General features: G+C 69.3%; 13 protein-coding genes. 4 read left to right on the top strand and 9 right to left on the bottom strand.

What is annotated here, in order from left to right:
- Window positions 1–214: 214 nt before the first annotated feature.
- The 7 genes from MOQ72_RS07755 to MOQ72_RS07725 all read right to left on the bottom strand — a co-directional run bounded on the left by MOQ72_RS07755 (window position 215) and on the right by MOQ72_RS07725 (window position 6,404).
- Window positions 215–700, bottom strand: a complete 486-nt coding sequence (locus tag MOQ72_RS07755; protein ID WP_242181449.1) for a DnaJ family domain-containing protein — start codon at window positions 698–700, stop codon at window positions 215–217.
- Between the two features lie 59 nt (window positions 701–759).
- Window positions 760–1,272 (bottom strand): mycothiol transferase, encoded by a 513-nt coding sequence (locus MOQ72_RS07750; protein ID WP_242181448.1) that lies wholly within the window; start codon window positions 1,270–1,272, stop codon window positions 760–762.
- 85 nt (window positions 1,273–1,357) lie between these two features.
- A complete protein-coding gene (locus MOQ72_RS07745) occupies window positions 1,358–2,068 on the bottom strand; it encodes an SAM-dependent methyltransferase (protein ID WP_242181447.1) in 711 nt (236 codons plus the stop codon).
- A gap of 74 nt (window positions 2,069–2,142) precedes the next feature.
- Window positions 2,143–3,171 (bottom strand): CobW family GTP-binding protein, encoded by a 1,029-nt coding sequence (locus MOQ72_RS07740; RefSeq protein ID WP_242181446.1) that lies wholly within the window; start codon window positions 3,169–3,171, stop codon window positions 2,143–2,145.
- Window positions 3,172–3,246: 75 nt separating this feature from the next.
- Window positions 3,247–4,161 (bottom strand): ribonuclease Z, encoded by a 915-nt coding sequence (locus tag MOQ72_RS07735; protein ID WP_242181445.1) that lies wholly within the window; start codon window positions 4,159–4,161, stop codon window positions 3,247–3,249.
- A gap of 105 nt (window positions 4,162–4,266) precedes the next feature.
- Window positions 4,267–5,238 carry an alpha/beta hydrolase gene (locus tag MOQ72_RS07730; protein WP_242181444.1) on the bottom strand — a complete coding sequence of 324 codons (972 nt, stop codon included), beginning with the start codon at window positions 5,236–5,238 and terminating at the stop codon, window positions 4,267–4,269.
- A gap of 125 nt (window positions 5,239–5,363) precedes the next feature.
- Window positions 5,364–6,404, bottom strand: coding sequence for a helix-turn-helix domain-containing protein (locus MOQ72_RS07725; protein WP_242181443.1), 1,041 nt, complete (start codon window positions 6,402–6,404; stop codon window positions 5,364–5,366).
- 298 nt (window positions 6,405–6,702) lie between these two features.
- Between MOQ72_RS07725 and abc-f the strand changes: the two genes are divergently transcribed.
- A complete protein-coding gene (gene abc-f / locus MOQ72_RS07720) occupies window positions 6,703–8,340 on the top strand; it encodes a ribosomal protection-like ABC-F family protein (protein WP_242181442.1) in 1,638 nt (545 codons plus the stop codon).
- 18 nt (window positions 8,341–8,358) lie between these two features.
- Here the strand turns inward: abc-f and qcrB are convergent, their stop codons facing one another.
- Window positions 8,359–10,011: a cytochrome bc1 complex cytochrome b subunit gene (qcrB, locus tag MOQ72_RS07715; protein WP_277953694.1), complete on the bottom strand. Its 1,653-nt coding sequence runs from the start codon at window positions 10,009–10,011 to the stop codon at window positions 8,359–8,361.
- Window positions 10,012–10,327: 316 nt separating this feature from the next.
- Between qcrB and MOQ72_RS07710 the strand changes: the two genes are divergently transcribed.
- The 3 genes from MOQ72_RS07710 (at window position 10,328) to MOQ72_RS07700 (ending at window position 13,804) form a co-directional block, all read left to right on the top strand.
- Window positions 10,328–10,663, top strand: coding sequence for a TetR family transcriptional regulator C-terminal domain-containing protein (locus tag MOQ72_RS07710; RefSeq protein WP_242181441.1), 336 nt, complete (start codon window positions 10,328–10,330; stop codon window positions 10,661–10,663).
- Between the two features lie 125 nt (window positions 10,664–10,788).
- Window positions 10,789–11,709, top strand: coding sequence for a dihydrodipicolinate synthase family protein (locus MOQ72_RS07705; protein WP_242181440.1), 921 nt, complete (start codon window positions 10,789–10,791; stop codon window positions 11,707–11,709).
- A gap of 103 nt (window positions 11,710–11,812) precedes the next feature.
- Window positions 11,813–13,804, top strand: coding sequence for a beta-galactosidase (locus MOQ72_RS07700; RefSeq protein WP_242181439.1), 1,992 nt, complete (start codon window positions 11,813–11,815; stop codon window positions 13,802–13,804).
- Here MOQ72_RS07700 and MOQ72_RS07695 read toward each other — a convergent pair.
- Window positions 13,766–14,572 (bottom strand): SDR family NAD(P)-dependent oxidoreductase, encoded by an 807-nt coding sequence (locus MOQ72_RS07695; RefSeq protein WP_242181438.1) that lies wholly within the window; start codon window positions 14,570–14,572, stop codon window positions 13,766–13,768. The two genes, MOQ72_RS07700 and MOQ72_RS07695, sit on opposite strands and share 39 nt — an antisense overlap.
- Between the last annotated feature and the right edge of the window lie 215 nt (window positions 14,573–14,787).

Here is a 14,787-nt window from a genome sequence, read left to right as displayed (position 1 = left end):
AAGGCGCACCGGCGTCCGGGGGTTCGGGTGAGCTGGAGTGCGACGCCGGGGCAGGGGAGATCAACCGCGCGGACAAGCCGCGGAAGCGACCCACAACAGGTCGATGTGCGCGCGCTGCACGAGCAGCGGTCCCAGCGTCATGGCACTGATGAAAGCACCGCGCGAGGATGCCGTCAAAGCCGCTCAGCAGATGGGAAATCGCTGGTGGACTGGCTCACCGCCGGAAGCGGTGCCACCACCGGGACTTCCGCGGGGTCGAAGGCCCTGCCGCCTGCGGCGCGGACTGCTGGGACGGCTTCGGCACCGCAGCACGCCACTGTTCGACCACGTCGTCGATGTTCACCGGGCGGACGGCCACCTGCGGTCCGATCGGTGCGCGCAGGTGCTCGACGATGCGGCGGTTGAGCTCCGCCGCCACGTCGCGGACGGCCTGCTCGGTGGTCAGCTCCCGAATGGTCTCCGGCAGCCGTTCGATCTCCTTGCGCAGTTGCAACGGGGTCGGCAGCAGGGCCTCGCCGGACAACCCCTCGCGCCGGATGTAATCCTTGACCCACCACAGGTCCTCGACCGGTGCGCCCGCACCGGGCAGCGGCTTGCCCGCGCCAGGCAGGTCGTCGAAGGCGCCGCGCTCCGCAGCGGTCCGGATCTGCTTTTCCACCCATGATTCGAACGTCGTACCAGGTGGCTTGCGCTCGGTCATGCGGCGATTATCCGTCATACCGGACCCGCGGTGCCACCAGCCAGCGGCGATCGACGCGCTCAGCTGCGGCGTTGCAGCACGCCTTGGATGAAGGCTGCCTGACCGGCGTGCTGTAGGTCGTCGGCGACGACGCTCACCAGGCGCACGCCCAGGGTGACTGGGGGCCGCCACGCGGTGTCCACGACTTCGGCCAGGTCCGCGTCGGTGAGGTTCCGGACGTATTCGACCGTCTGCTCGTACACCGCGTCGTGGTAGCCGGTCAGCAGTTCGGCGGAGTCGACGCGGACGTCGGCGACTTCGTCGGGATCGTGGCCGTAGCCGATGTCGTCCTGCGGAAACGGCAGCCCGAAGCGCCCCAGCCAGTCCTGCGCGGTCCAGACCTGTTCGGTCCCGGCCACGTCCGAGACGTGGTCGTCCTGCACTCGGGTCAGGTGCCACACCAGCCACGCGATCGAGTTGGCCTCGGCGTCGAGGCGGAACGCGAGCTGGTCGGCATCGAGGTCGGCGACCGCCCCGTGCACCACTTCGCGGATTCTGGTGAAGGCATCGACGAGCACCTCGGCGCTGGTCATCGGGCACGCTCCTGTCGCGGGTCAGAACCGGTCTGCGTCACGGTACGACCGCCGTCCGGATCCAGCAGCTCGTCCACAGTGGACGCTATTCGGGCAGTGCGCCCAGCCCGGCCAGGGCGCGGTTCTGCTTCGCCTGCTCGTCGGTGATCGGGCGATCCGGCCGCCAGTCCGAGGTGAACACCAGCCCCGGCTCGACCATCCGGTAGCCGCTGAACAACTCCGCGACCTGGTCGGGGTCGCGGAGGTGCGGCGGGTGGGCGCTGGACTCCTGCGGCTTGCTGGCCCAGAACTCCGGGGTGAGGCCGTGCGACAACGCCAGGTAGCTGCCGGGTGCGCACGCGTTCCGGTAGTGCTCGATGATCCCGATCGGGTCGTCCTCGTCCGCGATGAACGGGAACACCTCGATCATCAGCACCGCCACCGGCTGGGAGAAGTCCAGCAGCCGACGCGTCTCGGCGTGTTGCAGCACCAGATCCGGGTAGCGCAGATCCGCGCGGATGATGATGGCCCGGTCGTTGTCGGCCAACATCTGCTGCGACTGGGCTACCGCCGCGGGTTCGTGGTCCACGTAGACGACCCGTGCGGCGGGAGCCACGCCCTGCGCGATCTCGTGCACGTTGCCGACGGTCGGGACGCCCGAACCGAGGTCGAGGAACTGGGTGATGCCCGCGTCGGCGGCCAGGTAGCGCACCACGCGTTGCAGGAATCCCCGGTTCTGCTGGGCGGAAGTGCGCGTCTCCGGCAGGTTCTCGAACAATTCCGCCGAGGCAGGATCCTGGCCAAGATGGCCCTGCATGGCTGAATCCTTCCCACGTCGATTCGTGATCAGCCGTAGGCTGCCCGCGTCGGGCTGCTTTGGCAAGACCGTGATCAGGACCGGGTGTACTTGAGCACGTCCAGCATGCAGTGCTCGTCCGCGCCGTCGGGTTCACCCACGCACGCGTCCAGACCCCGGTGCACCCGCTCGCGGTCCAGGCCGGAGCCGATCACGACGAGCTGGGTGCGGCGTGGTTCGTCCCGACCCCACCGCGTCCGGTGGAAGCGCAGGAAGTCACCAACGGTGTGCAGGGTGAACTTCTGGCCCTGCCCGGCCGCTCCGAAGTGGACCTGGCCCTTCATCCGGTACACCCCGGCCGGGCGGTCGTCGAGGAAGCGCATCAGCGCTCGCGGATCCACCGGGCGGTCGTCGGTGAACTCGACGCTCTGGTACGCGGTGTGCAGGTGCTCGTGGCAGTCCTCGGGCGATTCGGACAGCAGCTCGTCGAAGGACAGCTGGCGCGCGGTGACCTGCCGCTGCCGCACCGATTCGCGGTCGAACAGCAGCGTCGGATCGACGCGGCCGTGCGCGGTCGGCAGCACCGGTTTGCCGTCGGCGAGTTCGCCCACCAACTCCGCCAGCCGCGATCGGGCCGTCTCGTCGACGCGATCGACCTTGTTCAGCAGCACCAGATCGGCGAAGCGCAGGTGCTGGTCGATCTCGGGGTGCCGCCGTCGCGTCCGGTCGAACTCCGCGGCGTCGACCACCTCGACCAGCCCGCCGTAGCCGAGGCGGCGATTCGTGCTGTTGAGCAGCAAGCGGACCATGCCGCGCGGGTCGGCCAACCCGCTGGCCTCGATCACGATCACGTCGATGCCGCCGCCCGGCCGCGTCAACTTGGCCAGCAACTCGTCCAGCCCGCTGGAATCGACCGCGCAGCACAGGCATCCGTTGCTCAGCGACACCGTCGAGTCGACCTGACCTGCCACGCTCAGCGCATCGATGTTGATCTTCCCGAAGTCGTTGACGACGACGCCGATCCGAGCGCCTTGCGGGTTGCGCAGCAGGTGGTTGAGCAGACTGGTCTTCCCGGATCCGAGGAACCCCGCGACGATGATGACCGGAATCGATTGCCGAACCAAGGAAACGTGCCTCCACGAGATCGCGGTCGCCCTGCGCAGCTTATCGATCTGGCGAGCTCGGTGATCCGCTGGCCGCTACCGGCGCGGTGGCACCGGGACCCGCGTCAGGTCCTCGGCGACGACGACCGCGCCGTCGAAGATCGCCGCGGCCTCGTCGTGGAAGCGGTGCGCGTCGGCGTAGCGCTGCGAGAAGTGGGTCAGCACGAGGCAGCGCACCCCGCACTCGGCGGCGACCCGCGCCGCCTGGGACGCGGTGAGGTGGCGGTATTCGTCGGCCAGCCGCGCGTCCTCGTCCAGGAACGTCGACTCGATCACCAGCAGGTCGGCGCCGTCGGCGATCGCGAAGACGCCGTCGCACAGCCGGGTGTCCATCACGAACCCGAACCGCTGCCCCGGACGCGGATCGCTGACCTGCTCCAGCGCCACCAGACGCCCGTCGATGCGCAGCCTCCTCTCCCGTTGCAGCCGCCCCACGTCGGGGCCGTGCACCCCGAAGCGGGCCAGCCGCTCCGGCACCATCCGTCGGCCGTCCGGCTCGACCAGCCGGTAGCCGAACGTCTCGATCCGGTGGTCCAGCCGCACCGCCGCCAGCGTGCCGAACGGGCCGGTGGCGATCGGGCCGTCCCGCTCGATCGGCTGTTCCCGCAGGTCGACGACCTCGTCGAAGGCGGACGCGTAACGCAGGTGCCGGAAGAAACCGGCGCCGGAAGCCGGGTAGTGCGCGTGCACCGGCCGCCGCAGGCGGTCCAGCGAAAGCCGCTGCACCACGCCGGGCAGTCCGAGGCAGTGGTCGCCGTGGAAGTGGCTGATGCAGATCCGGTCGATGTCGTGCGCGGTGACCCCCGCGTGGATCATCTGCCGCTGGGTGCCTTCGCCGGGATCGAAAAGCACGCCGGTGCCGTCCCAGCGCAGCAGGTAGCCGTTGTGGTTGCGAGCTCGCGTCGGCGCCTGGCTGGCCGTGCCCAGCACGACGAGTTCCCGATTGGACACACGCGGGACCTTAGTGTTCCCACCCGCGACTCGCGTGGTGGTCCGAGCACCGACGACAACCCCGCGAGCGTCGGACGGTGCTCGGGTGCGGAGGCGGTGGCGGGTTCATTCGGCGAGTACGCGACGTAGCCAGTTGACCCTGGCAGCGCGCGCCTCGCGGGACAGCGGGGCTTCCGGAACGACCTCGTCGAAGCCGTGGCAGCCGCCGGGCCAGATGTGCAACTCGGCCTGCCCACCCGCCTGCCAGATGCGGGAAGCGTAGTCGACGGACTCGTCGCGGAAGGTCTCGACTGATCCGGCTTCGATGAAAGCCGTTGGCAACCCGGAGAGATCGGTGGCGCGAGCAGGCGCGGCATAAGGGGAGACGCGGGGGCCTCCCGCGGCGTCGCCGAGCAGAGACGACCAGCCGGTGGCGTTGGAGATGCTGTCCCAGACGCCTTCGCCGACGAGTTCATTGCTCGACGGGGTGATGGCGCGGTCGTCGATCATCGGGCAGACCAGCAGCTGGCCCCGCGCTTGGGGGCCGCCTCGATCGCGGGCGACCAACGCGGTGGCGGCCGCCAGCCCGCCTCCGGCGCTGCCCCCGGCGATCACCAGCCGGTCGGGGTCGATGCCGAGCTCCACGACGTGGTCGCCCACCCATTCGAGCCCGCAATAGCAGTCCTCGACGGGGGCCGGATGGGGGTTTTCCGGGGCGAGGCGGTAATCGACGCTGACCACCACCATCGGGATGGCCGCCATCCACTCCAGCGCCCACGCGATGCCGGTCCGGTTGTTGCCCGCGACCATGCCACCGCCGTGGATGAAGTACAGACCGGGCAGGGCAGACGCGGGGTCACTGCCCTTCGGGCGCATTGCGAGCAGTGCAACGTCCGGCGCGCCGCCCCGGCCGGGAACCAGCAGCTCTTCGGCGTGCACGTGTCCCCGGATCTCGTCCAGGCTCATCGTGTGCCCCGCCTCCGTTCTCTCGCGCAGTCGGCCGATCAGATCTGGGGTGAGCGACGGCGGCAGCTCCTGGTTGACCGCCAGAAGTGCGGCGGCCACTTCAGGATCGAACGGCGGGTGCACTTTTGCCATGTCCAGCTCCTCATCGAGTAGGCGCGGCTGACGCTAGGCATCTGATGGCGTGAGCCGCACCCGTCGCGCGGCGGCTGTTTCCCGCCAACCGGCGGTTTCGCCGAAGCAACACCAAGATCTGGGTCCTACCAGCGATTGCGGCGCAGTCGCCGCAGCGCCAGGGCCACCGTCAGCCGCGTCCGCCCGAGCGGGGTGACGACCGAATAACCCAGTGCTCGATCGAGTAGCTCCACCCGGCCCTGGAGCGTGGAGTGGTGCACGTGGAGCGCGACCGCAGCACCTCGAAGACTGGACTCGGCTGCCACCGCGGTGAGGGTGGCGAGCGCCCACGCGTGTGTCGAAGTGACGCGGTCGAGGAGTGCCACCTCGGCGATCGCGGCCGGTGAGTCACAACCGTCCGCCAGTGCCAGCATCCCGCCCAGCGCGGCCGCCTCGACGTGCGCTGGTCCGGGTTCGTCCGCGTCCGCGCGGGTGAACCGGAGAGCGAGCCGTGCTTGCTGGTAGGACAGCGGAAGGTCGCGGAGCTCGACGAGCGGACCTGTTGCGGAGCGAGGCGCGGAGGGTTCGCGGCCGCGACCGGCGGGTTCGATCGTGACGTCGAGATCGCCGAGCCGGACGGTGAGGGCCTGCTGCTGCCCATGCGCGCCGCCGATCCCGACTCGCACTGCGAAAACGCCGTCCACCGGCAGCCCGAGGCGACGGGCCGCAGTGCTGCGGATTCTCTCGTCGGCGGCCGGGTCCACCAGCAACTCGACGGAGGCAGGGTCGAGGCTCGGCGTGTTGGACCAGGTGCGATCCAGGACGATCCGGACAGTGGCGGCCAGCCTCTCGACGAGGATCGCGTCCAACTCGGCGCGAGCCTTGTCCGCGGATTGATCGCCTGGCCGCTCCAGCCAGACGAAGGCGTCATCCTGATCCGCGGACAGCGGCGACCTGATGCCGGTGGGCTCGCCGTCCGCCCGCTGCCTGTCGGGAAGCACCCGTACTCGGAGGCGACGTGCGCGATCGACCAGTCCGGCCGGACAGCCCGCGAGCACCGCAGCGGCCCGGATCGTCGCCTCCAGGCCAGCACGGGTCTCGACGAGGGCGTCGAAGTGCGCGATCACTTGCAGCGCCGCTCCGGCATCCGGATCCACCGAACGCATCCGCCCTGCCAGTTCGCGCACGTCAGGCTCCTCCCGTCGGATCCACCCTACGGCTGGGCAGATGGTCGGCGAACAACCTGGCTCGGCCGCCCCGCGCACCTCGGCGGCAAGATGCCGCTGTTATGGTGTGCCGTGATTGCCCCGGAACGAGGGAGATCTGACGTGGTAGGTGACGACGACATCTCCGGGTGATACCGGACGTGGTCGGTCGCTGGCAGGCGCGCGGTAGCGCTGCCGCCGTGGCTGTTTCGTCGTTCCCACGAATCCCCATTCCCGCTGGCGGCTTCGGCGCGCCCGCATCACACCCGAGGGCTCTCATATGTCCGATGCGTTCATCATCTGCACGAACCTGTCCTTCTCCTGGCCTGACGACACGCCTGTCTTCCAGGACCTGTCCTGCACCGTGGGCGGCGGCCGCACGGGTCTGGTCGCACCGAACGGTGCTGGAAAGAGCACGCTGCTCAAGCTGATCGCTGGCGAGTACCGGCCCAGCAGCGGGAGCACGTCCGTCGAGGGGGTGCTCGGCTACCTCCCGCAGAGCCTGCCCTTGGTCGGCGACCTGACCGTGGCCGAGGTCCTGGGGATCGCCGCGGTGCTCAGGGCACTGCACGCCGTCGAGTCAGGAGACGTCAACGAGGAGCACTTCGCCGCGATCGGCAACGACTGGGACATCGAGGAGCGCACCCGTGCCCAGTTGGACCGGCTCGGGCTGGGGGACCTCGAATTCACCCGGCGCCTGCACACTCTCAGCGGCGGCCAGATCGTCTCCCTCGGCTTGGCGGCGCAGCTGCTGAAGCAACCCGACGTCCTGCTGCTGGACGAACCGACCAACAACCTCGACCTCGACGCTCGCCGCAAGCTCTACGACGTGCTTGCGGACTTCAACGGCTGCTTGCTGCTGGTCAGCCACGATCGCGCGCTGCTGGACCGGATGGACCGCATCGCCGAACTCGACCGCAGCGAGATCCGGTCCTACGGCGGGAACTTCACCGAATACCAGGAGGCCGTGCGCGCCGCGCGGGAGGTCGCCGAGAAGAACGTCCGCAACGCCGAACAGGAGGTCAAGCGGGAGAAGCGGGAGATGCAGCAGGCGCGCGAGCGCGCGCAGCGCCGGGCCAGCAACGCCGTCCGCAACATCAGCAACGCCGGTCTGCCGAAGATCGTTGCCGGGGGGATGAAACGGCGCGCCCAGGAGTCGGCGGGGAAGTCCGACGGGGTGCACGCCTCGCGGGTCAACGCGGCGAAGGCCCGGCTCGACGAGGCGGGCCGCGCACTGCGCGACGAGCAGAAGATCACGTTGGAACTGCCCGGTACGAATGTCCCGGCCGGACGCACGGTCTTCCTCGGCGAACGGATGCAGGTCCGCTACGCCCAGCGCGCCCTCTTCGCCACCGACGGCGTCGACCTGACCATCCGGGGCCCGGAACGGATCGCGCTCACCGGGCCCAACGGTGCTGGCAAATCCACCCTGCTGCGGATGATCAGCGGCGAGCTGGAGCCGGAAAGCGGCGGGACCAAGCGGGCCGACGGCCGGATCGCCTACCTCTCCCAACGGCTGGACCTGTTGGACCTCGACCGCAGCGTGGCGGAGAACCTGACCGCGTTCGCACCTGGGATGTCGGTGGCGCAGCGGATGAATCTGCTCGCCCGCTTCCTGTTCCGGGGCTCGCGCATCCACCTGCCGGTCGGCGTGCTCTCCGGCGGCGAGCGCCTGCGCGCCACCCTGGCCTGCGTCCTGTGCGCCGAGCCCGCGCCCCAACTGCTGTTGCTGGACGAACCGACCAACAACCTCGACCTGGTCAGCGTCGGCCAGCTGGAGAGCGCTCTGAACTCCTACGAAGGTGCGTTCGTGGTGGTCAGCCACGACGAGCGGTTCCTCGCGGAGATCAGGGTGGACCGCTGGCTGCGGCTGGCCGAGGGCCAGCTGCGGGAGATGGGCGCCCCCGACGGTGCCTGACGTCGTGGGCGCGGCCGATCACTGCTCGGGCGCCTGCGGGCGCCCCGAGCGGACCTCGGGCTCCCGCGACGGGGCGTGCTCCTCCTCGCGGCGGGCCTGGTCCAAGGCTTCGGTCTCCTCGCTCGGGTCCGGCAGCAGCAGGCTGCCAGGCACCGACCGCCCACCGGCGCCGAGCTTGTTCATCTTCTTCGGCACCGGCGTGCCCTGGTAGGGCAGCGGCTCCGGGTGGCCGTGCTCGTCCACCGGCCCCAACGGCTGGTGGACCTCGATGAACTCACCGTGCGGCAAGCGCTTGATGATGCCGGTCTCCACACCGTGCTCCAGCACCGCCCGGTCGCTGCGCTGCAAGCCCAGGCAGATCCGGTAGGTGACGAAGTAGGCGATCGGCGGCGCGAGCAGCACGCCCAGCCGCCCAGCCCAGACCGTCGCGTTCAGCGAGATGTTGAACACGAACGCGATGATGTCGTTGGCGCCGGAGAGCAGCACCACCATGAAGAACGCGATCGCCATCGCGCCCAGCGAGGTCCGCACCGGCGCGTCCCGCGGCCGTTGCAGCAGGTTGTGGTGCGCCTCGTCGCCGCTGAGCTTGCGTTCCAGCAGCGGGTAGGCCAGCGCGACGGTGAACACCAGGCCCAGCCCGAGAACCAGCGGGAAGAACGGGGCCGGGATGGTGTACGGGCCCAGGTAGACCTCCCACGGCGGCCACAGCCGACCCATCCCGTCGGTCCACATCATGTACCAGTCCGGCTGGGAGGCCGCGGAGATCTGCGAGGCCACGTACGGCCCGAAGTTCCAGATCGGGTTGATCTGGAAGATGCCGCTCATGATGGCCAGCACACCGGTGATGATGAGGAACAGGCCGGTGCTCTTGACCGCGAACAAAGGCATGATCCGCACGCCGTCCACATTGGACTCGGTGCGCCCGACGCCGGGGTACTGGGTGTGCTTCTGGTACCAGACGATCGCCAGGTGCACCGCGACCAGCGCGAGGATGATCCCCGGCAGCACGAACACGTGGAACAGGTAGAACCGCGGGATGATCTCGGTACCGGGGAACTCCGAGCCGAACAGGATCCACTGCAGCCAGGTGCCGATCACCGGGATCGAAAGCAGGATGCCCGAGGCGATTCGCATCCCGGTTCCGGAGAGCAGGTCGTCGGGCAGCGAGTAGCCGATGAAACCCTCGAACATGCCGGAGATGAACAGCAGGATGCCGATGGTCCAGTTCACCTCGCGCGTGCGGCGGAACGCGCCGGTGAAGAAGATCCGGCACATGTGCGCCACGATCGCGGCCATGAAGATCAGCGCCGCCCAGTGGTGCAACTGCCGGGCGAACAATCCGCCGCGGACCTCGAAGGAGATTTCGAGGGTGCTCTCGAACGCCCGCGACATCTCCACGCCGCGCAGGTTGGTGAACACGCCGTTGTAGGTGACCTCGGTCATCGACGGGTCGAAGAAGTAGGCCAGGTAGGTGCCGGTGATCAGCAGGATGATGAAGCTGTAGAGCGCGATCTCGCCGAGCAGGAACGACCAGTTCGACGGGAAGACCTTGCTCAACTGCCGCCGCAGCCCCGGAGCCATCCGAAACCGCAGGTCCGCCTCGTTCGCCTGGTGGCGGAGCTTCCGGAACAGTTTGCTCTCGGGTTTGGTGGGTTGCGTCAACCTGCTCATGTCGGCTCCTGGCACCCGCGCCCGAACGCCGACGGGGTCGCTTCCTGCCGGTTCCGCGAACCCCGCCGGGCGGCTGGGCGAAACGACATCGCGCGGATCTGAGCGTACTGCTTCGACCGGCCACCGGCAGCCGAACTGGTGTCCGCCTTCCGGGTGTTCTGTGACCGTCCGTGGTCGCCTGAGCTGCCGGACGGCAGTGCGTCGGGGGAGGTTCCGATGGGCGCGCCGGGCTGGCCACCCCGCAGCGCCGGTCGGTTCGCCGCGGTGCAAGCGGTTTTCCCCGCAGGCGCAACAGCATTGGGCTGCGACGTCCGCTTTGGACGCCGGACCGAATCGTCAGGAGTGCGGGCTGCAACTGTGGCTGGCCTCGGTCGAGGCCGCGGTCCACGCCGAGCACTCACCACGCATCCGCGAACTCCTGACGCAAGGCATGCGAGAGGGACGCAGCGGGCTCGCCGCCGGACTGCTCGACATCCCCGAAGACGCCGTCGACAACCAGACCCTGCGCACCATCGGCGCCCTGCAACTGGCCCTGATGTCCGGCCTGCTCATGCAGTGGACACTCGACCCGGATCACGCCCCCACCGAACACGACATCACCCAGGGCCTCATCGGCTTGGCAGCGCGCATCTCCGACACATCGCACGCATGACCCGCCCGGAGGTTCCCTGAACCCCTTTTGCTCGGGTCCGTACTTGTCAGCACCGCGTCCGACCCGTTAGCGTCTGGACATACTACGTCCTACGTCTGATGCCGGACCGGCGATCGAGGAGTGGCATGGCCAAGCTGACCGGCGGAGTCATCCCGCCGATGTGTACCCCGCTCACTCCACCTCGCGAACTCGATGTGCCGTCGCTGGAGAAGCTCACCGGCCACCTGCTCGACGCCGGGGTCCACGGCCTGTTCGTCACCGGTTCGACCGGCGAGGTCGGCTACCTGCCGGATGCGACGCGGCATCGCGTGCTGGAAGTCGTCGCCGGTGTCGCCGCCGGTGCGGTGCCGGTGCTGGCGGGCGTCATCGACACCGCAACGCCCCGTGTGATCGAACAGGCGCGGGCCGCGGCCCGGCGGGGTGCGGCCGCGTTGGTGGCGACTGCGCCGTTCTACGTGCCGACCCATCAGGTCGAGATCCGGTCGCATTTCCGGCAGATCCGCGCCGCCGTGGATCTCCCGCTGCTCGCCTACGACATACCGGTTTCGGTGCACACCAAGCTGGCGCCGGAAACGGTCGCCGAATTGGCCGCGGACGGCACGCTCAGCGGGTTGAAGGACTCCAGCGGCGACCTCGACGAGCAGCGCGCCGTGCTGGAAACCGTGGACAACGCGGAGTTCCTGGTGTTCAGCGGTTCCGAGACGATGGCCGACACCAGCCTCGGCCTCGGCGCGCACGGGCTCGTGCCCGGCCTCGGCAACGCCGACCCGCACGGATACCTCCGGCTGCACCGCGCCGCGACGGCGGGGGATTGGACGCAGGCCGCGGCCGAGCAGGCGCGGCTGCGGCGGCTGTTCCGGCTGACTCAGGTCGGATCCCGGCCCATGAGCCGGTATTCCTCGGCGATCGGCGCCTTCAAAGCAGCCTTGGTGCAGTTGGGCGTCATCGAGCACGGCACGACGAGCGAGCCGATGATCGCGCTGGACGAGACCGAACGCGCCGCGGTCCGCCGCCACCTCGTCGAGGCGGGTCTGCTCCAGGAGTGACCAATGTGGACGAACTGGCCGGTCGTCCTGGGCTGTTGGTGATCGCCGTGCTGTTCGGCCAACGTTACCGTCGGGGCAAGCTCATCGGAGGGAGCGTCGAGTCGTGACCGAGAACGCGCACCGGTTGCTGGACCGGATCGCCTACGGAGGGGACTACAACCCCGAGCAGTGGCCCGAGGAGGTGTGGGCCGAGGACGTGCGGTTGATGAAGCAGGCCGGTGTGTCGCTGGTCAGCGTGGGGATCTTCAGCTGGGCGCTGGTGGAGCCGCGGCCCGGCGAGTTCGACTTCGGTTGGTTCGACCGGGTGCTGGACAACCTGGCCGACGGCGGGGTCCGCGCGGCCGTGGCCACCATGACCGCCTCACCGCCGCCGTGGTTGGCCCAGCTGCACCCCGAGACCCTGCCGCAGCGTGCCGATGGCACCGTGCTGTGGCCCGGCGCGCGGCAGGCGTACTGCCCGTCCAGTCCGGTGTACCGCCAGTACGCGGCGCGACTGGTGTCGCGACTCGCCGAGCGCTACGCCGACCACCCGGCGCTCGCGCTGTGGCACATCGGCAACGAATACGGCTGTCATGTGCGGGCTTGCTACTGCGACAGTTCGGCGGTGGCCTTCCGGGATTGGCTGCGTGCGCGCTACGGCGACGTCGACGAGCTCAACAACGCGTGGTCGACGAAGTTCTGGTCGCAGCGCTACGACGACTTCGACGAGGTGCTGCCGCCGCGCACCGCGCCCACGTTCGCCAACCCCACCCAGCAGCTCGACTTCGCCCGCTTCTCCTCGGACACCATCCTCGAACTGCTGCGCATGGAGAAGGCCGTGCTGCGCGCCGCGACCCCGGACGTGCCGGTGACCACCAACCACGTGCCGCTGGCGAAGACGTTGGACCTGCACCGCTGGGCGTCCGAAGTGGACGTCGTCAGCTACGACTCGTACCCCGACCCGCACGATCCGCAGGCGGCCGTGCTGGCCGGGCTCTCCTGCGACGTCATGCGTTCGCTGCGCGGTGGTCAGCCCTGGCTGCTGATGGAACAGGCGCCGAGCGCGGTGAACTGGCGGGAGCGGAATGCCGTCAAGCAGCCGGGGCAGATGCGGTTGTGGAGCTGGCAAGCCGTCGCGCAGGGTGCGGATGCGGTGATGTTCTTCCAGTGGCGGCAGTCCAAGGGCGGTGCCGAGAAGTTCCACTCGGCGATGGTGCCGCATGCCGGTCCGGACAGCCGGATCTTCCGGGAGGTCACTTCGCTGGGCGCGGAGCTCGCCGACACCGGGTCGATCGTCGGTACTCGCGCGGACAACGACGTGGCGCTGGTGCTGGACTGGGAGAGCTGGTGGGCCCTGGAGCTGGATTCGCATCCGGCCTCGTTGGGGCAGATCGACGCGTTGCTGGCGCACTACGCACCGCTATTCGCCGCCAACGTCGGGTGCGACGTGGTGCACCCGGATTCGGACCTGTCCGCGTATCGGCTGGTCGTGGTGCCGAATCTGTACCTGCTGCGGGCCGACACCGGCCAGCACCTGACCGAATACGTCCGGCGCGGCGGGCATCTGCTGGTGTCGTTCTTCTCCGGCATCGTCGACGGTTGCGACCAGGTTCACCTGGGTGGTTATCCGGCGCCGTTGCGCGAGGTCCTCGGCCTGCGGGTGGCGGAGTTCTGGCCGCTGGCCGCCGAGGCGACCGTCGAGGTGTCGGTGCTCGGCTCGGCGCAGTCGGCGACGTTGTGGTCGGAGGACATCTCGGTCGAGGGAGCCGATGTGCTCGGGCGGTTCACCGATGGCGGGCTCGCCGGGGGACCGGCGTTGACCCGGCACGCCTTCGGCGACGGAGTGGCCTGGTACCTCGGCACTCGGCTGCCAGCGGACGGGATGCGGAAGCTGATGGACCGGGTCGTCGGCGACAGCGGCGCGGCACCGGTGGTCGCCGGGCTACCTGCCGGGGTCCAGGCGGTCCGTCGAGGTAACCGGATTTTCGTGCTGAACCACAACGCGGACCCGGTCGTGGTGGAAGTCGGGGAATCGCGGACCGAGCTAACGGGATTCGGCGTGGCGGTTTTCCCGGTGTCACCCGGCTTTGGCGTGCAGGCCGCCGTCCACCGGTAGGGCCACTCCGTTGATGTAGGCGGCCTCGTCGGAGGCCAGGAACAGCGCCGCGTTGGCGACGTCCCACGCCGACCCCATCCGGCCAGTCGGGCTGCTCGCGTCGCGTTCCGCGCGCATCGCCTCGGCGTCGCCGTGCTGGCCAGCCAGCTGCTGGTAGATCAGCGGTGTGTGGATCAGGCCGGGCAGGATGGCGTTGACCCGGATCCCGCGGTCGGCGTACTGCAACGCCAGCGACTGGGTCAGCTGGTTGACCGCCGCCTTCGACGCCGCGTAGGCCGGGTACGGGTAGCCGATCCAGCGGATCGAGGCCAGCGACGAGACGTTGATGATCGCACCACCGCGTTCCAACAGGTGCGGGATCGCGTATTTGCAGGTCCGGAACACGCTGGTCACGTTGATGTCGAAGGCCCTGTTCCAGTCCTGCGTGGGCAACTCCACCGGGCCGCCCAGCATCGTCGCGCCGACGTTGTTGTGCACGATGTCCAGTCGTCCGTAGGTGCTGACCGCGCGGTCGATCGCGACGGCCACCTGCGAACCGTCGGTGACGTCGGCGAGGACCGCGGTGCATTCACCGCCCGCCTCGACGATCGCCTGGTGAGTGCCTGCCAGCGCGGCTTCGTCGCGGTCCACCGCCACCACGCGTGCGCCGTGCGCGGCGAAGGTGACCGCGGTGGCGAATCCGTTGCTGACGCAGCCCTGCGGTACCTGGACCGCGCTAGTACCGGCGCCGAAGACGATCGCCGTCCTCGCCTTGAGCCTGTTGGTCATCGGGTCACTCCGCATCGTCGGTTGCCGGGAGCGGTTCGCAGCTGGTGGCCACCGGATCGGCACCGGAGACCGACCGCTCGACAACGCTAATCGATCAGCGCCGACTGGTCCGACATGTGGACGGCTGGCGTGCGGGTGCGACCAACCGCTCAGCGGGGTACAACGAGGGACGTCACGCGGACAACGGCGTGCCACCCGGCATGCCTGCGCAGCTG

The sequence above is a fragment of the Saccharopolyspora soli genome (assembly GCF_022678645.1).
Taxonomy (GTDB): domain Bacteria; phylum Actinomycetota; class Actinomycetes; order Mycobacteriales; family Pseudonocardiaceae; genus Saccharopolyspora; species Saccharopolyspora soli.
This window is presented reverse-complemented; position numbering and strand designations above follow the sequence as displayed.

Coding starts and splice junctions, on each gene's coding strand:
- MOQ72_RS07755 (WP_242181449.1), bottom strand. CDS start 700: ATGACCGAGCGCAAGCCACCTGGTACGACGTTCGAATCATGGGTGGAA.
- MOQ72_RS07750 (WP_242181448.1), bottom strand. CDS start 1,272: ATGACCAGCGCCGAGGTGCTCGTCGATGCCTTCACCAGAATCCGCGAA.
- MOQ72_RS07745 (WP_242181447.1), bottom strand. CDS start 2,068: ATGCAGGGCCATCTTGGCCAGGATCCTGCCTCGGCGGAATTGTTCGAG.
- MOQ72_RS07730 (WP_242181444.1), bottom strand. CDS start 5,238: ATGGCAAAAGTGCACCCGCCGTTCGATCCTGAAGTGGCCGCCGCACTT.
- abc-f (WP_242181442.1), top strand. CDS start 6,703: ATGTCCGATGCGTTCATCATCTGCACGAACCTGTCCTTCTCCTGGCCT.
- qcrB (WP_277953694.1), bottom strand. CDS start 10,011: ATGAGCAGGTTGACGCAACCCACCAAACCCGAGAGCAAACTGTTCCGG.
- MOQ72_RS07705 (WP_242181440.1), top strand. CDS start 10,789: ATGGCCAAGCTGACCGGCGGAGTCATCCCGCCGATGTGTACCCCGCTC.
- MOQ72_RS07695 (WP_242181438.1), bottom strand. CDS start 14,572: ATGACCAACAGGCTCAAGGCGAGGACGGCGATCGTCTTCGGCGCCGGT.